Origin of the sequence: Echinicola strongylocentroti, from assembly GCF_003260975.1 — a bacterium.
Taxonomy (GTDB): Bacteria; Bacteroidota; Bacteroidia; order Cytophagales; family Cyclobacteriaceae; genus Echinicola; species Echinicola strongylocentroti.
This window is the reverse complement of record NZ_CP030041.1, coordinates 438,474-460,635: the sequence shown is the minus strand read 5'-3', so window position 1 is coordinate 460,635 and position 22,162 is coordinate 438,474. Positions and strand designations below refer to the sequence as shown.

The window sequence follows — 22,162 nt, the reverse complement described above, 5'->3', positions numbered from 1 at the left end:
TTATTTTACATCGTCTTTTACTTCATTCATTAATTTCTCTAACTCATTAAGATCCAATTTTTCATCCTTGGCAAAGAAAGAAGCCAGTTTAGAAAATGAACCGCCAAAATAGCCTGTCAGTAAATTTTTGATGGAGAAGCTTCGGTATTGGTCTTTGGAGACGATAGGGAAGTACTCGTGGGATTTCCCGTAGGCCTTATGTTTTACAAATCCCTTTTTCTCCAAAATTCGGATGATGGTAGATACCGTGTTGTAAGCGGGCTTGGGCGAGGACATCTTTGCGAGGATATCCTTGACGAAGCCTTTCTCGATATCCCACAAAATCTGCATGACTTGTTCTTCTGCTCTTGTTAACTCTCTCATTATGGTCTAATATGTTTTTTGTGTCAACTTAATCATTTAGTTTGAAAATAACAAGTAAGGGACTGTCTTCTTATTGGCAAGGGTTAATTTACTAATAAAGATTTAGTTTAACAACTATTTGTATAGTTAACTGAGTTGTTTAGACCTATATGGAATACTATAGATAGAAGTAAGTCACCGAAAGCCCTAAAATCCGGGTTAAAGAGATTATCCAATACGGATCGGCCATTGTGATAATTATGGTTTCCATTTTATGGATAACAAAAAAAGGACTGCTTTATCAGAGCAGTCCTTTTCAAATAAATTAAAATGTCTTGACTATTATTAGGTAGTTCTCAGCTTTATAATTCGTGTAAAATGAAGGAGCTTTACCACAGGATAGGTAGGGTCAAACTCATACCATTTTACCGCAAAGTTTGGCCGGTTTGGTAGCTTGTGGTGGTTGTTTTGGAACAATTCACCAAGCATAAGCACATCCATTAGCAAGCTATTTTTGGATTGGTCGTTATTGTCGAAGTTAGCATAACCGTATTTGTGTCCGCTCCAGTTGACGATAGCCCCATGAACGGGGCCCATCAGGAAGTGGATAGGTAACAGGAAGTACATCCACCAATGTGTGCCTGGCAATTCGAATACGGTGATACTAAGAACATAGATGGCGACATATAGCAGGCCCCAAGCCACTCGGACAAACATACTGTCAGCCATAAGGTCAAACTTATTCCAATCAGGTACATCTTTGGAGAACCTTTCTTCAGGTTTTAACCTAAAGCTGAAATATTCGTTGTAGATGTTTTTGGTTTTCCACATCATGGTGAAGAGGTTTTCTGTATGATGGGGACTGTGTGGGTCTTTTGGCGTGTCACTATAGGCGTGGTGCATTCTATGAAGAATGGCGTAAGCCCTGGGGGACAGGTATGAACTGCCTTGACATGCCCACGTGAAAAAGTAGAAGAACTTTTCCCAGAATTTGTTCATGATGAACATCTGATGTGCTGCGTATCTGTGCAGAAAGAAACTCTGGCAAAACAGCGAGAAATACCAGTGAAGAAGGAAGAATACTATTAATATCACTTGAATTTTTTGTTGATTGAAGAATACAAAGATAATTTCTTAAATCGTAAAATTTGTGCATGTGTCGATAAATTTTGTTAAACATGATATAATTCATGGTTTTTGATTAAATTTTTATTGTATAAACCTTTTTAAACTGGTATTATGCACAAACATTTATGTTTAATCATAAATCATTGAACTATGAGCAAAGAAGGCAATAATTGGGGTAGGATACTTATCCAGCTGATAGTGGCGGGTTTAGCCGTGCTTATCACAGGTTATCTGCTTCCCGGAGTCTATGTAGAGGATTTTTGGATAGGGGTGCTGATCGCTGTGGTCATCAGCTTATTAAACTATACGATTAAGCCTATCTTGATCATCCTGACCATTCCAATAACCATTGTCACTTTGGGCTTGTTTTTGTTAGTGATCAATGCGCTCATCATTTTATTTGCAGCAGAGATCATACCTGGATTTGTGGTGGAAGGTTTTTGGTGGGCGTTGCTGTTTAGCTTTATTCTGTCCATTATCAATGCCATTTTTGGCGTGTCATTATTGGATAATGACAGGTGATCCGGTAGGTAATTGTAGGTATAAGATGATATTCTGAATTTTTTGTGCAATCATTTTTTTTTATTGTAATTAATTGTAATTTAATTACTTATAAAAGGTTGGTTGCAAATAGGTACAGTTCAGGATGTGCATTTTTATATCATTTTAATGAGATTATTAGTTAATACACCCTTTTGAAATAGATATGTTATACAAAAATGATGGGTTTAAACCCGAGACGATCAAGGCCCTAAAAGAAGAGTTGAGAGCTTCTGGAAAGGCTTATAAAGTGATTCCATCAGATGGAAATAACGACGAGTTTGTTAACTTTTACTTTATAGGAATGTTTGAGGGTAGAGAGGTAATATATGATGCAGCACTCTATACACTACGACTCCATCATTCCAGCGAAATTTATGAGTTGGCCGAGCATAAGGCCGCACAGAAATTTCCTGATTTTAAGGGGATTCATTATGAGGAGGACGAAAACGGAAACCTCAAACCGTTGGATAATGATGAAGAGGAAATTGGGTGGTTTATTACAGAGATCATCATGGATCTGGAAGAAGAAGAGGCCGTGAAAGTGCAGGAGTTTATCGATATCGATACCAATCACGACTTTGGGATGGGCGTGGATGTGGCCCTGCATGTGGACCATATCGATGATACCGTGATCAGTAAGTTTATAAAGGAATTTAACGATGATACTATCAAGCTGGATGATACGATGTATTCGTTTCAGTCAGAGGATATTGAAGAATGATCTTTGCGATTTTAGAAAACTATTTGACCAAACCGTTTGTTGAAACCCAGCAAACGGTTTTATTTTGTCCGCTATGTTAAAGATAGCTTGGTCTTCCAAATACGCCCACCCATTACCTGCTGGACATCGCTTTCCCATGGAAAAGTATGATTTATTGCCCGAGCAGCTGCTTTATGAAGGTACCATTTTGTCCGAAAACCTGTTTGAGCCCAGTTTTTTGGAAATGGACTGGATCCGTGGTCCTCACCATGGCAGTTACCTGGACAAGCTTACCCAGCTATCACTTACCAAATCCGAGATAAGGAAAACAGGCTTTCCCTTGAGCTCTTCTCTGGTAGAAAGGGAAGTCCACATCATGGATGGTTCTGTGAAGGCGTGCTTGTTTGCATTAGAGCATGGAATAGCCATGAACATCGCTGGAGGAACCCACCACGCATTTTCGGACAGAGGGGAGGGGTTTTGTTTGCTGAACGATATAGGTATTTCAGCTAATTACCTGATAAAAAACCAACTTGCCCAAAAAGTGCTTGTCGTGGACCTGGATGTTCATCAAGGCAATGGCACCGCAGAAATCTTCCAAGAGGTAGGAGAGGTCTTTACCTTTAGCATGCATGGAGCTGCCAACTACCCCTTGCAAAAAGAAAACTCGGATTTGGATGTTCCTTTGCCCGACAAAGTGGGGGATGAGTTCTACATGACAACCTTGAAAAAAAACTTACTTCCCTTGATAGACCAGGTAGCGCCGGATTTTATTATTTATCAATGCGGTGTGGATGTATTGGCTACTGACAAGCTGGGAAGGTTGGGCTTATCCATTGAGGGATGCAAGGAGCGCGACCGGATTGTCTTGGAATTGGCACATCAAAACCAAATTCCCTTGATGTGCTGTATGGGAGGAGGATACTCCGAAAAGATCAGCCATATCATCGAAGCGCATGCCAATACCTACCGATTGGCGCAGGAGCTATTCTTTTGATCCCCATACCTATAATGTTATGGTCATTTGCAATATACAAGATGAACAAATAATCAATAACCGAAATAACAATTTGTAGAATGCGAACTTTGTTTATATTTGCGGCAAGTTGAAATAATAAACAAGAAAAGTGAGAAAATTTAGCAAAGCATTAGGCATTTTAGGAATGGCAGCGGTGGTACTGACCAGCTGTAATCAAGGGAACCAATCTACTTCAACCACTACTGGCCAATCAAGCGGTAGCACGATCGACATGAGCGAAGTGAAAATTGCTTATGTCAATACCGATAGCGTGATCAACAACTATCAGTTTTTTAAAGATAAGTCTGAAGAAATTTCCGAAAAAGGTAAGCGCTATGAAGGTGAATTGGCGAATAGGGCACAGGGTTTCGAGCAGGAAGTGGCCAATTTTCAGCAATCTGCGCAAAACATGACACCCAATCAGTCCAGGGCAAAGCAGGAAGATCTGATGAAAAAGGAACAAAACCTACGCACGTACAGGAATAACCTTATGCAGGAACTTTCGGCTGATGAAACCAATCTGTACAATAAGGTATACGATAAGATTCAGGAATTTATGAAAGGCTATGCTGACGAAAATGGCTTGGAAGTTGTCTTGAGCTATACTCGGGGTGGTGGCGTATGGTATGCCCATGAAGCCTTGGACGTGACAGAAGATGTAACCAAAGGCCTAAATGAAGCCTATAAGGCAGGAGATACAGCAGCTTCTACCCAGTCAAAAAATGACAGTACTGCTGTGGAAGGTGAATGATCAACCCTAAGGGGACATTGAACCCGGAATATGCATTAGCCTATCTACGCCACGGAGCACAGGTATTGCGACCTGATCTGTCGCGGTGGATAGAGTCAGCCACTTCGTTTTAGTATGGAGATGTGGGCGTAGCTATAGGGACAGGTGATGACGTCTCCTAATGCATAAACCGTGTTGACAAATATCAAAAGCCCGGGCGTTCCGGGCTTTTTTTGTATCAGATAATATCAGTAATTTTAGTGAGGACGTAAACATTATTCTTGATGAAAATAACAGCATTTCTCAAACATCACTACAGACATTTTAACGCTGCCGCTTTGATCGATGCAGCAGAAGGCTACAAGGCCCATTTGGACAATAACGGAAAAATGATGGTGACCCTGGCCGGTGCCATGTCCACTGCGGAATTGGGGATTTCACTTGCCGAGATGATCCGTCAGGACAAGGTGCAGATCATCACCTGTACTGGAGCAAACCTCGAAGAAGACGTTTTTAACCTGGTGGCGCACGATTATTATGAAAGAGTGCCGCATTATCGCCAGCTTTCTCCAGAAGAGGAACAGGATTTGCTAGACAGACACATGAACAGGGTGACTGATACCTGTATTCCAGAAATGGAAGCGATGAGGAGGATAGAAGATGTCATTTTGGAGGAATGGGTGAAAGCCGACCGTGCTGGCGAAAGCTATTTCCCCCATGAGTTTTTCTACAAGATCCTGCTTTCTGGCAAGCTGGAAGAACATTATCAGATCGATCCTAAAAACAGTTGGTTGCTTGAAGCAGCCAAAAAGAACCTTCCGATTATCGTACCGGGATGGGAAGATTCTACACTGGGCAATATGTTTGCAGGGCATGTGATCACTGGTGATGTGAAAAATTTCCATACCGTTAAGACCGGTATTCAGTACATGATGTATTTGGCGGAGTGGTATACTGAAAATGCCAAGGAAGACAGCACTGTTGGCTTCTTCCAAGTAGGAGGAGGTATCGCAGGAGATTTTCCGATCTGTGTGGTGCCGATGCTTCATCAGGATTTGCAGCGAAATAATGTCCCGCTTTGGGGCTATTTCTGCCAGATTTCTGACTCGACTACCTCGTATGGTTCTTATTCAGGAGCCGTGCCCAATGAGAAAATCACTTGGGGAAAACTGGGGATCGACACACCAAAATACATCATCGAATCTGATGCGACCATTGTGGCGCCATTAGTATTTGCGATTGTATTAGACCAATAAAATGAACTTAGTAGAAAAACTTACATCAACATTTCTAAAAGCAAGCACGGTTCCAGTGCTTGCTTTTTGTGCATTTACACCATCTTTTGCTCAAGGGGTCTATGCCCTCAAGCAGGTCAATACCCCCTATGATGAGCAGCAGCCTGTGCTTTCCTCGCGGGAAGAACTGTTCCTCAGCGTGGCCTTTCATCCGGACAATACTGGAGGAAGTAGGGACTATGGGGATGTGTGGTACAGCAAAAAAGATGATTTTAACCAATGGCAAGAAGCTAAACCCGTGGCCAGTTTGAGCACCACGGGCTACGACCTGTTCATTGGGTTTCCAGATGATAATACGGCGTTGGTGTATCATGATGGTAAGAAGAAACCCCATGGCATCCACCTTTACCGCCGCACGGGCGAGACAGACTGGAAATACGAATACCAGCTGGATTTTGGCAGTTTTAAAAATAATGGTAAAAGTTTTAGCGCCCGGCTCCATCCCTCAGGAGAGATACTGATCATGTCCATGAATACGTATGGGACCTTTGGGAATGAAGATATTTATGTGAGTTTTAAGCAATCTGAGGGGAAGTGGTCAGTGCCAAAGAACATCGGTGCGGATGTCAATAGCTATGAGCAGGAAATGACGCCTTTTTTATCCAATGACAAACAAGTGCTCTATTTTTCTTCCAATGGACACGGCACAGGCGAAGGCAGGGACATCTATTATTCACAGCGACTCGATGATTCTTGGGAGCGATGGAGCCAGCCCAAAATACTAAAAGATGATATTAACTCCAGAGGGGTAGAACTCTCCTATTTTATCGATCCCAACAGCCCCTATACAGCATTTGTGACCACTACCCAAAACAGTGAGGGCTATGGTGATATTTTGATGAGAAGGAAGGAAGAAATCGTTTTGGAGGAAGTCATCCCTGCAGAAGATGAACGCTTCCTGGCAGCCAGTTTTCCCTTAAGTGATAACACCTCTAGTCCAGCCAGCACGGCCGATGTGACCAGAGAGGCTTCTGTGGAAGAAACGGTCTCAGAAGTGACCGCCTTGCCGGAAGAGGAAGAAAATGTACCTTTTGCTACTGAAGAGGCGCAAGAGCAGGTAGCAGAAGTGGTTCAGGAAAGGGCTCAAGAAGAGCTGGCAGAAGAAAGGATAGCGGAAGAAGAATTGGTGAAGGAAGGGGCGGAAGTCCAGGAAGCGGTGACAGAAGCGCCCCAGCTCAATACGCTGATCAAGGTCAGTGCCTTGGATAAAAACACCAATGCTGAAATTCCCTTTAAAGTGACTTTTAAGAAGATAAACGGGGATAAAGTAGGAGTCGAAGAAGGCTTAAAAGGAGCCCAAGAACTTCCTTTGCGGGAAAACACCGCTAAAGTAACCATCTCATCCGAAAACTACCTTCCAGAGACGATTTTAGTGGCTGATTTGCGAGAAAAGGAATTGGTGATGCTTACTCCCGCTGATAAGGGAACGAGCTTGGTTTTACAAGAGGTTTTGTTTATGAAAGGAACAGCCGAACTGGCCGATCAAAATTCCTTGACCTATATCGATCAATTAGTGGATTTTATGAAGGAGAACCCATCCAAGAAAATCAGATTGGAAGGCCATACTGATAATGTCGGCAATGCTGCCCTTAACAAACAGCTTTCGATGGAACGTGCAGCTACTATCAGGGATTATATGGTGGATAATGGTGTCCAGTTTGAGCGGATCATGCTTCGTGGATTGGGCGGGAGTGAGCCAATCGCGGATAATGATACCTCTGAAGGAAGAGGGAAGAACAGACGAGTGGAAATGGTGGTGATCGATTAAGTTGTGAATTGGGAAAAATGCAGGCGGCTTACAAATCAGGAATAGGGTGAATATAAAGTAGCTCGACAGCTAGGTAAGGAGGGCGACGCTGCAGGCTAGGGTTAAGGTGAAAAATCGCACCTTTCCATACCCCCTCAAGCACCGACCTCCTTCGGCAAGGATTTCCTTGTCTGACTAATCCAATAGTGTGTCATTAAACAGTTTGAGGATACGCTTGTATTCATCTGTCCAGCTGCTGGGCTCTACAAAACCATGATCTTCCACTGGATAGACGGCCATTTCCCAATTGTCCTTTCCCAATTCGATCAAGCGCTGGGAAAGACGTACTACATCCTGAAAGTGCACATTCACATCGACCATGCCATGGGCGATAAGCAGGTGACCTTCCAAGCCTTCTGCAAAATAGATCGGCGAACTCCTGCGATAGGCAATGGGGTCATTGGTCGGTTCGTTGAGGATATTGGACGTGTAGCCGTGGTTATAATGTGCCCAGTCCGTTACTGAGCGCAAGGCAGCTCCTGAAGTGAAGGTGTCAGCTTCGTTAAATAAGGCCATCAGTGTGATGAACCCACCATAGCTGCCGCCATAAATGCCGATTTTTTCCGAATCAATATTGAGTTCATTGATCAAGTATTGGGCTCCATCCACTTGGTCAGAAAGGTCTTTGCCGCCCATGTGACGGTAGATGCCCGTTCGCCAATCCCGGCCGTATCCGGCACTTCCTCGGTAATCTATATCTAGAACGGTATAGCCCAAGTCGGCCAGTAAATTGTGAAACATGTATTCACGAAAATAACTGGACCACCATTTATGGGCATTTTGGAGGTATCCTGCTCCGTGGACAAATATCACCGCGGCACCATTCTTAGCAGTACCACTTGGTTTATAGAGCCGAGCTGGCACCTCTGTACCGTCCTGCGCCTTAAAATGAATCAATTCAGGATCCTTCCAATCATAGGTTTTGAACGCATCACTTTGTCCTGTGGTAAGCTGGGTCGCCATGGTCTTATCCCTGTTTGGTTTAAGGTATAGTTCCCAAGGCTGGTTACTGTAGCTGTGCAAGATGGCCAAGTGTTTTTCATCAGGTGATAGACTGACCTTGTTATTGCCCTCTTTAGCGGTAAGCTGTTCCAAATCCCCACCCATTACGGGCATTTTGTAAAAATGGCGCTCGCCAGGGTGAACAGCCGAGGTGGTCAGGTACCAATGCCTGGCATCCTGTGAAAGCGCTGGAGAAAAGACCTCAAAGTCACCTTCAGTTAGGGCAATTTTACGGTCGTTTTCGATATTGTATAGATAAAGGTGGGAATATCCCGTAGCTTCTGACTGGAAGTAAATATGCTTGTCATCAGGAAGCCAGCCCAAAGTACCTCCTCCAAAACTGTAACCTATGCCAGGGCCCGCTATCCATGCCTCGTCGCGCTGTCTGTCAAGCGATTTTAACGTCCCGTCTTCCAAGTGGAGCAGGGCGATCCAGCGGTCTTTATTGTCTGTAGAACGGATATTGACCACTGCTTTGCTCTCAGAAGAGAAATAGGGGCCTGAAGGAATGATCGGACGAATGGTTTCTTCCCATTCTTTTTCTGGATAATCTACCACATAGTCTGGAAGGTCTTTGATGCCGGGGAGCTTGTCCGTTTGGACATAATAGACCGTGTCCTTTACTAGGTTATAAATGGCCATTTCCACCTTGGAGGCTTCATCGCCTACCTTTGGGCGGGTGTCAAGATCCGTGGTATATCCTGTGACGTCTGTGTAATCAGGGACAAAGGTGTTTTTCCGTTCTTCTGAAGGGGTGATTAAATTAAAGGTGACGAATTTTGCGTCGGGAGAAATCCTGAGGTTTGTCAGCCGTTTCTTTTCGGTATAGAAAGTGAATTTTTCTACATCTTTTGTAGCTTCTCGATAGGCTTTGCTCTTTTCCTTTTTGTTTTCGCGTTCTTGGATTACTTGGAGGAGTTCCTGGTTTTCTTTCTTTAACCAATTGTCTTTTTCGGATAGTTTTTTCTGCTGGTCCTTTGGTTTTTCTTTATCGGTAATATTGGTGAGTTTATTGATTTTGCCAGTAGATAGTTGGTAGGTGAAGATGTTGTTAGATAGCTGAAAGGCAATCAAATCCTCATCTTTTAGAAACTCAGGCTGTGATATTCTACTTCCGAGGTCAAGGAGACGCTCTTCTTTGTTTTTCTGAAAGTCGTAGCGATACAATGTTCCGTTTCGTGTGTAGACCTTGAGGTTTTTCTCTTTATTAAAATCCCCATGAGAAGGGATGAGGGCTTTTTTTTCTTCATTGCTCACCTTAAGGATTTTTTCTGGGGAAGAAAGGTTGATTTTGTAAAGCGAGTCAGCAGGATTTTTGTCGGGATTATAATTGAAATAGATCGTTTGGCTGTCCTTTCCCCAGCGGATGTCTGACGGGAAAGTTCCCATCCATTTGGGGTCTTGCATTATTTGTTCCACAGAAAGGGGAGACTCTTGGCCACTGGAAGTTAAAATGGTGCCAAAAACGATTAAAAACAGTAGATAGACTTTTCTCATATTCGGGATTTTTTTCCAATATGATCAAGAAGTCCAAATCCTGCAAGTCAAAAAGTTTAAATGGTTGTGAAAGATGTTGAATAAATTAAAACTAAATTTCTGCTAAAAAATGGGTGATTTCCTTTTTAATGATTTCGATATCTTGTTTTAGGGAGTGGATATTTTTCGGATAGACATTGGGTACATCTTTTTCGATTTCTTGAAGGAGTTTTCTGGTGGAGGTGGCACCCACGTATCCTATGGCGGATTTTGCTTTGTGCACTTTTATCCTGACTTCCTCATAATCGCACTTTTGGTAAAGCGCATCCAATTGATCGAGCTCGGGAAGGCTGTTGTTGAGGACCATTTCGAGCATAGGACGGATGAGCTCAGGATCATCCCCTAAAAACTGGAAAATGACGTCCTTATTGATTAGATCGTACATGAGTAGTTGAATAATAGATTATGAGTTATTGGTTTTCAAAGTTGCTTTAAGCTTAATTTGTCATAGATTGTCACCATCAAATGTAGCAAGAGGCAATTTATGTTTTTTTAAACGTAAAGTTTAAAGTAATTTTGGCGGAATTTATATTGGAAAAATAGCCGAAAAGATTTCAATATGAAAAAAAAGAAAAAAATATTTCTTATTGTTAGCATCATTTTCTTGATCATCATGATTTTGATTGGTTTGGATATATCGTCAAAGACGACCTTTCCAGGCTCTAAGGGCAACCTAAAAGAGCGAATCACCAATGACAAGGAATAAACTGATATGTTCATCATTCGCAAAAATCACTTCTTACATTGCATCAATTAAAGGTTCAAAATCTCATTAACGTATTGTTGGAAAACCAAGTGGAACTGGAAGAGGACTTTCGGTTGGAGGTCAATGGGAAATTACTGGATGAAAAAGCACGTTCTTTACAAATGGCCCTTTTTGAGAGCCTTGGAGGAATAGGTGAGCCCATTTTGCTGGACCGTTTACGCTTTGATTTCAGAATAGATCGATTTTTGTTTCTCTATGATGATGCTGTACATTTTAACCGCTATAGAATGGCTACTTTAAAGACAGCGGTTTATGAAGTGTTTACATTTTCTTGGCTGGACAGTTATAAACGGTTGTGCAGGACTTTTGAACGGGAATGTCATAAGGCTGGGCTGCACGACAGAATTTGGAATGGTCCACCCATCGCTGCGAAATGCTTTGGAGAGTCCATGGATCCGGGAGATCTTACAGGGAATGGCGCAGCAGGGTGGAAGCTAAATGCTTATAACGATGCCCAGTACGACCTGTTGAGTAGGCTACACGGCTATAAGATCATCCGTATTCCGATGTATGAAAATATCATGACGGGAGGCAGTCTCAAAAAAATCGATCAGCTGCTGATGAATCCAAAACAGGAAAATTATAATGCGATCTTAAACTGGCTGCAACGAAAAGCCGTTTGATTGGATGTTAAGTGTACAAATTCATAAATCACCTATACTTTTCCACAGAATATTAAATCCCATAGAATGGTTCTCCGGTTTAGAATATTTACGTAAGGTGCTCGTTTATTTTGTTTATTAGGCCAGTAAAATTTATTTGCCTGTACTCATATTATGGAATTTAGTATATTAGCCGATAGGTATATCCGCGATGACACCAGTAATCACAGGGATAGTAAATAGGTGCTCATAGAAACCAAGGAAATCCGAGAAAAGCCTTATTTTATTCTGGGTGTTCTGCGCGTTACGTGAGAAATAAAATCCACTGGTGAGAAAGCGAATAATCAAATTATCCGAATTTAAATACTAGTTAGTTAACTACTTTTTTTGATATCAGACTGGACGGTGCTGATCATTAAAAATAAATTTTTGAAAGAAATATGATAATCAGCCCTCTAATTGCTGGTACTATAGCGTCAGTACTTCATGTTATTTCTGGCCCAGACCATTTGGCAGCCGTGACACCTTTGGTTGTAGAAACCAAAAAGAAGAAATGGAAAATAGGACTGTTTTGGGGATTTGGGCATTTGATGGGGATGCTTTTCATCGGCGTTCTTTTCCTCTTATTTAAAGATGTGATTCCTATAGAAGCTATTTCAGCATATAGCGAGCAATTGGTTGCCTTTGTTTTAATTGGAGTAGGTCTCTGGGCATTGTTCCGTATTTTTAACAAGAAAAATGGCCTCCTGCTCTTGCGTAGAGAGCATAATGCTGATACACATGTACACCTTTATAAACGTGAAGTAGGAGAGGAGGAGCAGGTAAGCGACAAAACTGTAAGACAAAATTATTTTTCTTCTCTAGGCATAGGTCTTTTACATGGCTTGGCTGGCGTTGCTCACTTTATATTATTGTTGCCTGTATTAGGTTTTGAAAGCAATTTTGAAGGGGGACAATATATTATTGGTTTTGCAATCGGTACTGTTTTAGCGATGTCAGTATATGCATTGATTTTAGGCAAAATTGTGACTCATACCAAACACCAATACAATGAGCATTTTTTTACAGGAGTTCGCTTTCTGGGTGGGGGATTTGCGGTTGTTGTGGGGATTTATTGGTTGTATTTAAGTTTTTAAATCACCTATCACTAACCGATGGTTTCCCGTGTCTGCAATAAATAGTTTGTCACCATGTGTAGTGATGGAAAAGGGCCAATAAATAGCAGCGTTGGTGCCAAGGAGATTGTCTTTGTATTCGCTGCTAGTATTGAAATCCGGTCTGCCGATGAGGGCGTTTGCTCTCATGTCGTTTTCTTTAGGGATAGTATCAAATGCCAATATTCTACTGTTGCCTGTATCGCATACTAAAATCCCTTCTTTGTAAAAACAAGCATCATACGTCCAATTTAACGTGTTGGCTTCAGGTGTAAGTCTAAATTGATTTTGACCCGCACTATCAAAGTCACGCTGTCCTATGATGGCATCTGCTGGTTGCTTGTAAGCATCGTTTTTATCGTTCCAGATCAAAGTTCGATAGAGCTGGGTATCGGCAATGGCTAGATTTCCCTTTCTATTCACTTTAACAGAATATGGCCAAACCGGGTCGTTTCCACTTTCGTAATCCCTAGTAGTGAAAGTTGGTTTGCCAATTACTTTATCAGCTTGCGCAAAATTTTTATGCGGGATTTCATTAAAAAACAAAACACGCCTATTTCCAGTATCAGCAACCCAAAGGCTCTTTCCGTCTGAAAAAACACCATAAGGCCAATTTAGTGTATTGGCTTTAGGATCTGCTGCTTGACCTTCTACATTTGGATGATTACTCTCAAAATCTGGTTGGCCTAAAACAGTGTCGGCAGGCTGTGCATTTTTTGTTGGCATGGTATGCCATATCAACACCCGGTGATTCCAAGCATCTGCAACTACCAATTTCTCGCCATTGCTCCATACTCCAGAAGGGTAATGCAATGTTTTAGAAGTGACTTTAGAATTAGCGTTTCTGCCAGCATCTTCAATAGATAGTTGCCCTAAAATAACATCGGGTTCTTGAAATTCTGATGAAGGAATGCTATTCCAAATGAAAACACGGTTTTGGCCAGTATCAGCCACAAATAGCTTATTGTTGGCAACGAAAACCCCTCTTGGAGCTAAAAATGACTTTTGCTTAGCCCCTCTGAAAACATAGGCATTAGCAATGTTATCGCCTAAAGTAGAATAATCCATATATCAACAAATTCTAGGTAGTTGTTCTCCGGGCAGCATACTCACCACACGTTTGCCGCCGATAGAGCTTTCTAAAATAACCTGGTTAGGGTGCGTATCTACCACCGAGCCAATGATTTTTGCATTCTTGCCATTCTTATCATTTTGTAGTACTTCTAAAAATGAATTAGCTATCGAGGCATCTACAAAGCTTAAAAATAGCCCTTCATTGGCCACATACAGCGGGTCTATTCCCAGTAATTCGCAGGCACTTGCTACTTGATCATCCATAGGTAGGTCTCTTTGGAAAATATCAACTCCAAAATCCGAAGTCAAAGCAATTTCCTTTAATACCGTTGCAATACCTCCTCTTGTCGGATCTGTTAATAGGTGAATATCGTTGCCAAATTGTTCTATTAAATTTATAATGGTGTGGTTTAGGTTGGTGGTATCACTTTGGATAGTGGACTCAAACTCTAATCCTTCTCGGATAGACATAATAGCCATACCATGTGTTGCAATATTTCCGCTCACTATTATTTTATCGCCTATTTGTATTCGGGTTTTGCCAATATTGGCCTTAGGATGCACATTGCCGATCCCAGAGGTATTGATGAATATTTTATCCCCTTTTCCTTTTTCCACTACTTTAGTGTCGCCTGTGACCACTTTTACATTGGCATTTTCACATGCGAATTTAATAGCGACCAAAACCTCCCAAAATTCAGTCATTTTTAATCCCTCTTCAAGGATAAAGCTCAAGGATAAATATTTGGGAACTGCACCGCACATCGCTAGGTCATTTACGGTGCCATTTACCGCCAACTCCCCAATGTTACCGCCAGGAAAAAAAATAGGAGAAACCAAAAAGCTATCCGTGGAGAAAGCTATTTTTTCATTCATATTTATTATCGCACCATCATGTCTTTCTTCAAGTATATCATTGGTCAGCAGATCAAAAACACCACTATCAAGTAATTTATTGGTTAACACACCTCCACTGCCATGTCCAAGCGTTATGATATCAAAGTCCAATTTTGGCATTGGGCAGGTTAATTGCATTCGTAATTTATTTGAATCAGGCATTTCTAATGATTTAAAACAGATTAGACTTCAACCGAACCGGAAAAATGAAAATATGCAGCACAAGCACCTTCACTACTTACCATTGGAGCACCAAGGGGAAAAGAGGGTTTGCATTTTTTGCCAAATTGCGGACACTCAAATGGCTTCTTTATGCCTTTCATGATCTCTCCTGATATGCATTCTGGATGCTCCGGTGCTTCGTCAATTGTAATGCTGAATTTTTTATTGGCATCATAAGAAGCATATTTTTCTTTAACGGCATAACCGCTTTTAGGAATGGTGCCTATGCCTCGCCACGTTTGGTCTTTGATTTCAAAAACCTCAAAAATTACTTTTTGTGCAGCTGTATTCCCTTCTTCACGTACAATACGGGCATATTGGTTCTCAACCACATATTTTTTCTGTTCCAATTGCCGAACAACCATGAGTATTCCTTGAAGTATGTCTATTGGCTCAAAACCTGTCACCACTATAGGGACTTTATACTGAGAGGACAACGGGTAGTATTCTGCATTACCCATGATCGTGCAAACGTGCCCAGCCGCCAAAAAACCATCAATCTTACTCTCTTTATCGTTAATCACTGCTTCCATTGCCGGTGGCACCAATACATGTGAAGCCAAAATAGAATAATTGGATAGTCCTTTTCTATGTGCGTGAATTACTGACAAGGCATTTGCTGGTGCGGTAGTTTCGAAGCCTACAGCGAAAAATACGACTTCTCTATCTGGGTTATCTCCGGCAATTTTTACAGCCTCTAATGGGGAATATAAAATGCGAATAGCTGCACCTTTAGCCTTGGCTTCCAACAAGCTTATTTTCGACCCGGGAACACGGAGCATGTCCCCAAAGGAGCATAAAATCACATTTTCATTGACGGCGAGATGTATGGCCTTATCGATTAAGCTTAGAGAGGTGACACACACTGGACAGCCTGGGCCATGGATCATCGTGATGTCCTTAGGCAGCATGTCTATAATCCCATTCTTTACAAGACTATGCGTTTGGCCACCACAAACTTCCATAATAGACCAAGGCTGTGTAACCGTTTTAGCTATTTTTTCGAGATAAAGCTTTGCCAATTCAGGATCTCTGTATTCGTTCATATGCTTCATAAGCCTTCTTTTTTAGGAAGATAATCTTCTACATCTTCAAGTTCTCCTAATTCTCCTATTTCTTCTAAATATTTAAACGTTTTGTATGCCTCTTCTTCATCTACCTTGCTTATCGCTACACCAACGTGAACTAAAACATAATCTCCAATATCAGCGTCAGGCAACATTTCCAAGCTGACCTCTTTGGTAATACCGCCAAATACAACTTTTGCCATTCTGACACTATTGTTGTATTGTAGATCGATACTTTTTATTTTTCCGGGAATTGCTAAGCACATGATTCTAATTTTTTATATGTTGATGGTACATAAATTGCCCAAAGGAAATATTCTCATCATTAGGAGATAATTCACGATTCAGGTTTAATATTAATGTTTGTTTTTCAGCTTCTTTGATCAGGATTTCAGTCAATAGTGAGTTCTGAAAAACACCTCCACTACAAGCAATGGTATCGATATGGTTTTTTTGGGCGATTTTAATTATTGCCATGGCAAGTGTATAGATAAAACTATAGGCTAATTGCTCTTTGGCTCCTCCCTTTCTATATGTTTTAGTTATTGTTTCGATAATATATTGGGAAGGAATTTTATCATAATCGAAACCATCCAAAAAATCGGTGAAGTGGTTACCAGCATAGGAGCTTGCGCAATTTTCAAGCTGTATTGCAGCCTCTGCTTCAAAAGTATTCACATCTACTATATCTAATGCAGAGGCGACTGCGTCAAATAGCCTTCCTACTGATGAAGTTATTAACGTATTCTTTGTAATTGTTTTTGTGTAGATGCTCCATTCGGTTTCAGAAAATTTATTCTTCACTAAATTCTTGTCGTTCAACAGGCTAAATAAAGCCAATCGAGGCTCTGTAGACATTTTATCATTTGCTATCCAATCGTAATATTCAAAATGCGTCAAGCGTTCGATTTTGGAATTATGATAGGTGAAAAATTCGCCTCCCCATACTTGGTTATCATCACCTAAGCCTACTCCATCCCATATTACGCCCAGTATTTTTTTATTTGAAGTAAATAACTGATTTTCTCCCAATACACTGGCAAAATGCGCTTTATGATGCTGTATTGGATATATCTTGGCACCTATTTTGGATGCCAATTCTTCCCCTAAAATAGAACTTTCATATTGAGCGTGTCGGTCTATTAGGATTGTTTTTGGGCTGGTTTGGAACAATTCTATATATTGATCAATAGCTGTTTTGTATCGTTCTAATACATCGAAATTTTCTAAGTTTCCGAAATATTGACTTACGTAGAGTTGGGTATTAGGAACAAATGTAAATGTGCTTTTTAGATGTGCTCCCATAGCGAGAACAGGTTCTTTAGAAATTGCTTTAGCTTCTATATAATTAGGAGCTAATCCCCGGGCACGTCTTAAAACGAGCTTGTGGCTATCTGCAAATTTTACCACAGAATCATCTTGCGGAAATTGGATGTTTAAATTATGGTTCAAAAAGTAATCAGCAACTTTTTCCAGTTTTTTACGAGCTTCTTTTTCTTCAGATAGGATAGGGGAGCCATGAAGGTTTCCACTTGTAGCTATTATTGGCCGCCCTACTTTCTGCATTATTAGTTCCAACAGTGCAGAAGAAGGCAACATTACCCCGGTTTGGTTTATGTTTGGGGCGATGGCATTTACAGCAATGGCAGTTTTTTTGGTGTTTTGAAGAATGACGATTGGCGCTACGCCAGATTGCAGCATGCGTTCTTCATGGATGGAGGGATTAAAGTCCTTTTTAACAGCCTCTAAAGAAGAATAAATAACAGCGAATGGTTTATGAGGCCTTTTTTTTCTTTTTCGTAGGGTAATAACGGCATCGCGATTTGTGGCGTCACAGCATAATAAATATCCAGAAGTGTTTTTAATAGCTATAATGTTTCCTTTAATAATAAATGAGGCTACGTCATCAATACAATCTATTTGATTTTTAGTGATGACTTCAGCTGAATTCGTTGTTAATTGTAATTGGATACCACAGGAGCTACAAGAGTTGGTTTGCGAATGAAAGCGCTTGTTTGTAGGGGCTTTATATTCCATTTTACATGTATCGCACATAATAAAATCATCCATAGTGGTATGGGCTCTTTCAAATGGAAATTTATTGGTTATGGCATAACGTGGTCCACAATGCACACAGGTGGTAAAAGCATAATGATAACGTCTATTTGCTGCCTCTGACAGTTCGGTTTTGCAATTATTACAAATGGCAAAATCCGGGGTTAAGGGAATGTTTATTTTTTTATTGATTTCCGAGGGGAGTATTTCAAAAGAATTATATTCAATATACGGAAGGTCAATTATTGAATAGGTTGTAATGATAGCTGTCTCAGGTTTATGGTTAAGTATATCAGATAAAAAATCAGCGACTTTCTTTTTAGATGAATTGCAATATACGGCAACCCCGTCTTCGTTGTTGGAGACAGTTCCTCTTATTTGATATTTAAGAGCGAGGTTGTAAACAAATGGGCGAAACCCAACGCCTTGTACCTGCCCGCTTATCTTGATTTGATATGTGTTATGACTGTCTTTTGGCATCTACCTTTTTAACTAACCAATCGCACCATTCATCAATACCTTCACCATTTATGGATGATATTTGTATTACTTCCAGCTCGTGATTTACCTCTTGGGCATCCTTAGTAACGGCCTCCACAGAGAATGGTAAATAGGGTAATAGATCCGCTTTCGATACCAGCATTAAATCGCTTGTTAAAAACATCCGAGGATATTTTTTAGGTTTGTCGTCTCCTTCTGTTGTGGCCATAAGTGTCACTCGAAAATCTTCACCCAAATCAAAAGAAGCGGGACATACTAGGTTTCCTACATTTTCAATAAACAGTAGGTCTATATTTTCCAGATCGAATTGATCAAGCACCTGGTGTACCATTTGGGATTCCAAGTGGCAAATCCCACCTGTTACAATCTGCAAGGCTTGTATTCCTGTTTCCTTAATGCGATCTGCATCACGTTCGGTCTCTAAATCACCTACCATAACAGCCATCGTTAGCTTATCCTTTAGCTTCTCGGCTGTTTTTTGCATTAAAGTGGTCTTTCCGCTCCCAGCAGAAGAGGTGATATTTACCAACAGGGTTTTGCTGTTGGCCATTTCTTTTCTGATAATGTCAGCTACAAAGTCATTTGCCTTGAGCAAGTTGATGTTTGTATTCTCACATTGCACGGATCCACGCGCTGCTTTTGTTGATTTATTTACGCTCATATTTTCTTAATCTTCAAATTCTATTTTATGGATTAACATTTCTTCTCCTTGAATTATATTTTTACTTGGTCGTTTGCAGTTTTCACAAATAAACCTGTATTTCTCTACGTTTGTGATATGGTTACATACCTCGCATTTGATTTTTATAGAGGTGGATTCTATAAATAACGCTACATTATGGTATTTAGACCCACCATAATTATAGGCACTGTAGGCATTATGTAATAGACGTGGCTCTATATTAGACAGTGTACCCACTTTAAGGTAAATAGCTTTCATTTTATGGAGTTTTTCTTCTTCAAACTCCATTTCCAGGGTACGGATTATACTGTTTACTATTGATGTTTCGTGCATTTTATAAAATGGCTTTTAACGATTCTAACTTCACTTCATGAAAGGTTATTTTTTTTAACATTTCAGCGTCGGGTACTAATGCTTTTGCTTCGTTTATTTTATTGCGCATTTCATCAAGACGCTTTATTTCTTCCTTGTCGGAATTGTTATGCATAAGCCAGAATAGTTCTAATTGATTGATTATCGTAGATACACGTTCGGAGGGGTATTTATTCGCCGTTCTTACCTCCAAAGCCGCTTCAAATAAATTATAGGCCTTGTCGAAATTGTCATGTAATTTGGCTTCCGGGAAGTTGATAAGTGCTGTAGCGTAGTTATGGCTTATCATTGCGTTTTCGTACGGGTAATCTTCTTTTGTATAAAAAGCCAAGGCCTCTTTAAAAGAGGATGCGCAAAAGGCCGTCCAAATAGGTTTTTCTTCTGGAGACACCGGTATTTCAGAATAGATCAAGGCCATTTTATGATGTATATCGGCAAACTTTTTGGGATGCGTATCACGTTTAAACACCTTTAAAGTATCCTGAAATGCATTAATTGCTGGCTTGTAATATTGTGGCTGTCCGTTTTTACTCCAGAGATATAACAGGGTCGCTTTATGCAAGTTGGCTTCACCATAAAATTCTGGAACTTCTTCATCTTTAAAATAGTGTATGGCCTTATTGATATAGCCATTTGAACCCGCAAAGTCTTGCTGGTAATTCGCTATTTCTGATGCATCTATTAGCAATAATCCGGCATTTACCTTCAATTGATTTTTTTCGTAAAACTCAATGCTCGATTGAAATAGGTTTTGAATGGTTGCTAATGTTTCTTTTTCAAAAGGCAGTTGTAGTTGTTGCATCATTACCGTTGCCAATTGTACTTTTAATGCGTTTTTGGCTTCTTCAGAAATTGAAGTAGGGTGTAATGATCGAATTAGTGTTTCAGCTTTTACGAACTTTTGGGTGTCTATTAAAAGGTTGGTATAATGCTTTGCTGTAAAAATTCGTAATTCATCATTTTCTGCCGCTTCTATAGCTTCTTGATATTTTTTCTCTACTTCATCTATTTGCAAACGATTTACATAATTCCCATAGTGATGTATGATGCATTGGTTGTGTTTAGATAGTTCGATAGCATGATACTGTGCTTTACTTATCGGGTATTCAAATTGGATGTGGTTGGCAATTACTATATTTTGGTGTAATGTGCTGTTTTCTGAAATATACTCAAGCGCTTTTTGATAATTTCCCAAACTATAAAATACAATAGCCAATAGGTTTTCATCCGTATATGTTTCCGAAGGAATAATATAGGGAGGTTCGGTGTCATGCCAATCTAATGATTTGGTAATTATGTTGTTTTTAACCTCAACGAGTTTTGTGGGTTGTTGGATGTCACTATTAATAGTAACAATTGCAACTAATTCACCTAATCGGTCTACCGATGCTATTGCATTTTTAACGTTTTGCTGATGGCTAATTGTGGTTAATAGTGTAAGCATGATTAGTCATTTTTTTTGGTGCCACGAACATCTTTTGTAAATCGTGATTTTATAAGCGAGGCGGCAATTTCTGGTAATCGTATCTACTGATTATCTCCGGTTTCTTTAACCCGGATTATGCGTTAGGAATCGTAGTGAGAGCTGAAATTGCAAGAAAATCAGTTAGTTTGGAGGCATTAGCGTAGCACCGCTACGGTTATGCCGAAAACTAAAGTGAAACGGCTGATTTTGAAGCAGTTTCAGGTCGCAACAGATAGGCTAATGCATATTCCGGGTTTAAGGAGTATTTGGTAAAAAATCCTAGTATCATTTTAATGAGTAATGATACCAAGCAATCTTCTTTTTCAAACTTTATTGTGCACTGTTTCTAGGTATGTAATAGCCATTAGAGATTAAACTCAATCATAGTTTAACCTTTAACAGGCTTGTTTTTTTTATGAGCTCAAATGCTAAATCCCTATCAGTGGTGTCAAGGTTGTTGTCTATTAAGATCTCACGTATGGGCAATGTTTTATCGCCTTTTAAGTTGCGGTTTTTTAATAAAAATGGAGTAGGGTTTTTATGCATTCTTGCAAACCATTGGTTTGAAACAGGAGTTAGCAATAATAAACTACTTTCAATTTTATAGACCGCATACGCATAATTTTCATCACAAAATACAGTTTCCACCATATCACTTTCTATGTAAATATGTGAAGATTTTAAGGATACCATTCAGGAACTTAACGTTTTTAGATCATCTAAAATATGTTGAACCACTTTATCTCCTGCTTTTTGCACCGCATCACTTAATCTCACTTCTAGACGTGTGTCTTCAATAGCTATCAAATATACTTGAATGTCATTAGGGTAGTTTTCCTGTAATATTTTTTTAGCATATGATAAAGCTTGATCCCACTTCATACCATGCAAAAACACCATGGGATCGTTTTGTGGAGCACGCATTACTTCTTCTGCGGGCACTTTAAATAAGGTACCTATCGATTCGTTAGTGTTAATTACAGCATCTACTAAAATAATCCTTTGATGTCCTTTTAATCCAAAAAGAACTTCAAAAGCGGAAGTACCCATATCAAAAATACTTATATCTGTATTTTTACCAATGACTGTTTTTAATTGATCTATTACATAGATTCCAACTGCATCATCACTTCTTACCGGGTTGCCAAAACCCATTATGGCTGTTTTCATATATCAATTCCTTGCTCATTACTACTACTATTTT

The 22,162-nt window shown here is 40.2% G+C and carries 23 protein-coding genes; 9 read left to right on the top strand and 14 right to left on the bottom strand.

Going from position 1 to position 22,162, the window contains the following annotated elements; translation table 11 throughout:
- Positions 1 to 363 (bottom strand): BlaI/MecI/CopY family transcriptional regulator, encoded by a 363-nt coding sequence (locus DN752_RS01715; protein ID WP_112782371.1) that lies wholly within the window; start codon positions 361 to 363, stop codon positions 1 to 3.
- Between the two features lie 324 nt (positions 364 to 687).
- Complete coding sequence (locus tag DN752_RS01710) at positions 688 to 1,437, bottom strand: acyl-CoA desaturase (RefSeq protein WP_112782370.1); 750 nt, start codon at positions 1,435 to 1,437, stop codon at positions 688 to 690.
- 183 nt (positions 1,438 to 1,620) lie between these two features.
- Between DN752_RS01710 and DN752_RS01705 the strand changes: the two genes are divergently transcribed.
- The 6 genes from DN752_RS01705 (at position 1,621) to DN752_RS01680 (ending at position 7,524) form a co-directional block, all read left to right on the top strand.
- Positions 1,621 to 1,992: a phage holin family protein gene (locus DN752_RS01705; protein ID WP_112782369.1), complete on the top strand. Its 372-nt coding sequence runs from the start codon at positions 1,621 to 1,623 to the stop codon at positions 1,990 to 1,992.
- A gap of 184 nt (positions 1,993 to 2,176) precedes the next feature.
- Complete coding sequence (locus tag DN752_RS01700) at positions 2,177 to 2,734, top strand: hypothetical protein (RefSeq protein ID WP_112782368.1); 558 nt, start codon at positions 2,177 to 2,179, stop codon at positions 2,732 to 2,734.
- Between the two features lie 73 nt (positions 2,735 to 2,807).
- Entirely contained in the window at positions 2,808 to 3,710 is a 903-nt protein-coding gene (locus DN752_RS01695) for a histone deacetylase family protein (RefSeq protein WP_112782367.1), read from the top strand.
- Between the two features lie 130 nt (positions 3,711 to 3,840).
- Positions 3,841 to 4,482 carry an OmpH family outer membrane protein gene (locus DN752_RS01690; protein WP_112782366.1) on the top strand — a complete coding sequence of 214 codons (642 nt, stop codon included), beginning with the start codon at positions 3,841 to 3,843 and terminating at the stop codon, positions 4,480 to 4,482.
- Positions 4,483 to 4,745: 263 nt separating this feature from the next.
- Entirely contained in the window at positions 4,746 to 5,717 is a 972-nt protein-coding gene (locus DN752_RS01685) for a deoxyhypusine synthase family protein (RefSeq protein ID WP_112782365.1), read from the top strand.
- A 1-nt stretch (position 5,718) separates the two neighbouring features.
- On the top strand, positions 5,719 to 7,524 hold the full coding sequence (locus tag DN752_RS01680; RefSeq protein WP_245949420.1) for an OmpA family protein: 1,806 nt from the start codon (positions 5,719 to 5,721) through the stop codon (positions 7,522 to 7,524).
- Positions 7,525 to 7,698: 174 nt separating this feature from the next.
- On the opposite strand, the gene DN752_RS01675 is transcribed toward DN752_RS01680, so the two are convergent.
- The gene (locus tag DN752_RS01675) at positions 7,699 to 10,062 is read right to left on the bottom strand and encodes a S9 family peptidase (protein WP_112782364.1); all 2,364 of its coding nucleotides are present in this window, start codon (positions 10,060 to 10,062) and stop codon (positions 7,699 to 7,701) included.
- 91 nt (positions 10,063 to 10,153) lie between these two features.
- Complete coding sequence (locus DN752_RS01670) at positions 10,154 to 10,486, bottom strand: Hpt domain-containing protein (protein ID WP_112782363.1); 333 nt, start codon at positions 10,484 to 10,486, stop codon at positions 10,154 to 10,156.
- Between the two features lie 174 nt (positions 10,487 to 10,660).
- On the opposite strand from DN752_RS01670, the gene DN752_RS24655 reads away from it, so the two are divergent.
- The 3 genes from DN752_RS24655 (at position 10,661) to DN752_RS01660 (ending at position 12,605) form a co-directional block, all read left to right on the top strand.
- Positions 10,661 to 10,807, top strand: a complete 147-nt coding sequence (locus DN752_RS24655) for a hypothetical protein (RefSeq protein WP_170134438.1) — start codon at positions 10,661 to 10,663, stop codon at positions 10,805 to 10,807.
- A gap of 38 nt (positions 10,808 to 10,845) precedes the next feature.
- Positions 10,846 to 11,490: a DUF7255 family protein gene (locus DN752_RS01665; RefSeq protein WP_112782362.1), complete on the top strand. Its 645-nt coding sequence runs from the start codon at positions 10,846 to 10,848 to the stop codon at positions 11,488 to 11,490.
- A gap of 419 nt (positions 11,491 to 11,909) precedes the next feature.
- Positions 11,910 to 12,605 carry an urease accessory protein UreH domain-containing protein gene (locus DN752_RS01660; protein ID WP_112782361.1) on the top strand — a complete coding sequence of 232 codons (696 nt, stop codon included), beginning with the start codon at positions 11,910 to 11,912 and terminating at the stop codon, positions 12,603 to 12,605.
- Here the strand turns inward: DN752_RS01660 and DN752_RS01655 are convergent.
- The 10 genes from DN752_RS01655 to DN752_RS01610 all read right to left on the bottom strand — a co-directional run bounded on the left by DN752_RS01655 (position 12,594) and on the right by DN752_RS01610 (position 22,128).
- Complete coding sequence (locus DN752_RS01655) at positions 12,594 to 13,691, bottom strand: NHL repeat-containing protein (RefSeq protein ID WP_112782360.1); 1,098 nt, start codon at positions 13,689 to 13,691, stop codon at positions 12,594 to 12,596. The two genes, DN752_RS01660 and DN752_RS01655, sit on opposite strands and share 12 nt — an antisense overlap.
- 3 nt (positions 13,692 to 13,694) lie before the next feature.
- Positions 13,695 to 14,756, bottom strand: a complete 1,062-nt coding sequence (hypE, locus tag DN752_RS01650; RefSeq protein WP_245949419.1) for a hydrogenase expression/formation protein HypE — start codon at positions 14,754 to 14,756, stop codon at positions 13,695 to 13,697.
- A 20-nt stretch (positions 14,757 to 14,776) separates the two neighbouring features.
- A complete protein-coding gene (gene hypD / locus DN752_RS01645; protein ID WP_112782358.1) occupies positions 14,777 to 15,871 on the bottom strand; it encodes a hydrogenase formation protein HypD in 1,095 nt (364 codons plus the stop codon).
- The gene (locus DN752_RS01640; protein ID WP_112782357.1) at positions 15,868 to 16,149 is read right to left on the bottom strand and encodes a HypC/HybG/HupF family hydrogenase formation chaperone; all 282 of its coding nucleotides are present in this window, start codon (positions 16,147 to 16,149) and stop codon (positions 15,868 to 15,870) included. The genes hypD and DN752_RS01640 overlap by 4 nt, the downstream gene beginning before the upstream one ends.
- 4 nt (positions 16,150 to 16,153) lie before the next feature.
- Positions 16,154 to 18,418: a carbamoyltransferase HypF gene (hypF, locus tag DN752_RS01635; RefSeq protein WP_112782356.1), complete on the bottom strand. Its 2,265-nt coding sequence runs from the start codon at positions 18,416 to 18,418 to the stop codon at positions 16,154 to 16,156.
- On the bottom strand, positions 18,399 to 19,100 hold the full coding sequence (gene hypB, locus DN752_RS01630; protein WP_112782355.1) for a hydrogenase nickel incorporation protein HypB: 702 nt from the start codon (positions 19,098 to 19,100) through the stop codon (positions 18,399 to 18,401). The genes hypF and hypB overlap by 20 nt, the downstream gene beginning before the upstream one ends.
- Before the next feature lie 6 nt (positions 19,101 to 19,106).
- Positions 19,107 to 19,454, bottom strand: a complete 348-nt coding sequence (locus DN752_RS01625; RefSeq protein ID WP_112782354.1) for a hydrogenase maturation nickel metallochaperone HypA/HybF — start codon at positions 19,452 to 19,454, stop codon at positions 19,107 to 19,109.
- Position 19,455: 1 nt separating this feature from the next.
- The gene (locus DN752_RS01620; protein ID WP_112782353.1) at positions 19,456 to 20,937 is read right to left on the bottom strand and encodes a hypothetical protein; all 1,482 of its coding nucleotides are present in this window, start codon (positions 20,935 to 20,937) and stop codon (positions 19,456 to 19,458) included.
- A 402-nt stretch (positions 20,938 to 21,339) separates the two neighbouring features.
- Complete coding sequence (locus DN752_RS01615) at positions 21,340 to 21,651, bottom strand: hypothetical protein (RefSeq protein ID WP_112782352.1); 312 nt, start codon at positions 21,649 to 21,651, stop codon at positions 21,340 to 21,342.
- Positions 21,652 to 22,128 carry a hydrogenase maturation protease gene (locus tag DN752_RS01610; protein WP_112782351.1) on the bottom strand — a complete coding sequence of 159 codons (477 nt, stop codon included), beginning with the start codon at positions 22,126 to 22,128 and terminating at the stop codon, positions 21,652 to 21,654.
- Between the last annotated feature and the right edge of the window lie 34 nt (positions 22,129 to 22,162).

What these genes read in the sequence shown, in the direction of transcription:
- DN752_RS01715 (WP_112782371.1), bottom strand. Translation starts at nt 363, where the DNA reads ATGAGAGAGTTAACAAGAGCAGAAGAACAAGTCATGCAGATTTTGTGG.
- DN752_RS01705 (WP_112782369.1), top strand. Translation starts at nt 1,621, where the DNA reads ATGAGCAAAGAAGGCAATAATTGGGGTAGGATACTTATCCAGCTGATA.
- DN752_RS01700 (WP_112782368.1), top strand. Translation starts at nt 2,177, where the DNA reads ATGTTATACAAAAATGATGGGTTTAAACCCGAGACGATCAAGGCCCTA.
- DN752_RS01695 (WP_112782367.1), top strand. Translation starts at nt 2,808, where the DNA reads ATGTTAAAGATAGCTTGGTCTTCCAAATACGCCCACCCATTACCTGCT.
- DN752_RS01685 (WP_112782365.1), top strand. Translation starts at nt 4,746, where the DNA reads ATGAAAATAACAGCATTTCTCAAACATCACTACAGACATTTTAACGCT.
- DN752_RS01680 (WP_245949420.1), top strand. Translation starts at nt 5,719, where the DNA reads ATGAACTTAGTAGAAAAACTTACATCAACATTTCTAAAAGCAAGCACG.
- DN752_RS01675 (WP_112782364.1), bottom strand. Translation starts at nt 10,062, where the DNA reads ATGAGAAAAGTCTATCTACTGTTTTTAATCGTTTTTGGCACCATTTTA.
- DN752_RS01670 (WP_112782363.1), bottom strand. Translation starts at nt 10,486, where the DNA reads ATGTACGATCTAATCAATAAGGACGTCATTTTCCAGTTTTTAGGGGAT.
- DN752_RS24655 (WP_170134438.1), top strand. Translation starts at nt 10,661, where the DNA reads ATGAAAAAAAAGAAAAAAATATTTCTTATTGTTAGCATCATTTTCTTG.
- DN752_RS01660 (WP_112782361.1), top strand. Translation starts at nt 11,910, where the DNA reads ATGATAATCAGCCCTCTAATTGCTGGTACTATAGCGTCAGTACTTCAT.
- DN752_RS01655 (WP_112782360.1), bottom strand. Translation starts at nt 13,691, where the DNA reads ATGGATTATTCTACTTTAGGCGATAACATTGCTAATGCCTATGTTTTC.
- hypE (WP_245949419.1), bottom strand. Translation starts at nt 14,756, where the DNA reads ATGCCTGATTCAAATAAATTACGAATGCAATTAACCTGCCCAATGCCA.
- hypD (WP_112782358.1), bottom strand. Translation starts at nt 15,871, where the DNA reads ATGAAGCATATGAACGAATACAGAGATCCTGAATTGGCAAAGCTTTAT.
- DN752_RS01640 (WP_112782357.1), bottom strand. Translation starts at nt 16,149, where the DNA reads ATGTGCTTAGCAATTCCCGGAAAAATAAAAAGTATCGATCTACAATAC.
- hypF (WP_112782356.1), bottom strand. Translation starts at nt 18,418, where the DNA reads ATGCCAAAAGACAGTCATAACACATATCAAATCAAGATAAGCGGGCAG.
- hypB (WP_112782355.1), bottom strand. Translation starts at nt 19,100, where the DNA reads ATGAGCGTAAATAAATCAACAAAAGCAGCGCGTGGATCCGTGCAATGT.
- DN752_RS01625 (WP_112782354.1), bottom strand. Translation starts at nt 19,454, where the DNA reads ATGCACGAAACATCAATAGTAAACAGTATAATCCGTACCCTGGAAATG.
- DN752_RS01620 (WP_112782353.1), bottom strand. Translation starts at nt 20,937, where the DNA reads ATGCTTACACTATTAACCACAATTAGCCATCAGCAAAACGTTAAAAAT.
- DN752_RS01615 (WP_112782352.1), bottom strand. Translation starts at nt 21,651, where the DNA reads ATGGTATCCTTAAAATCTTCACATATTTACATAGAAAGTGATATGGTG.
- DN752_RS01610 (WP_112782351.1), bottom strand. Translation starts at nt 22,128, where the DNA reads ATGAAAACAGCCATAATGGGTTTTGGCAACCCGGTAAGAAGTGATGAT.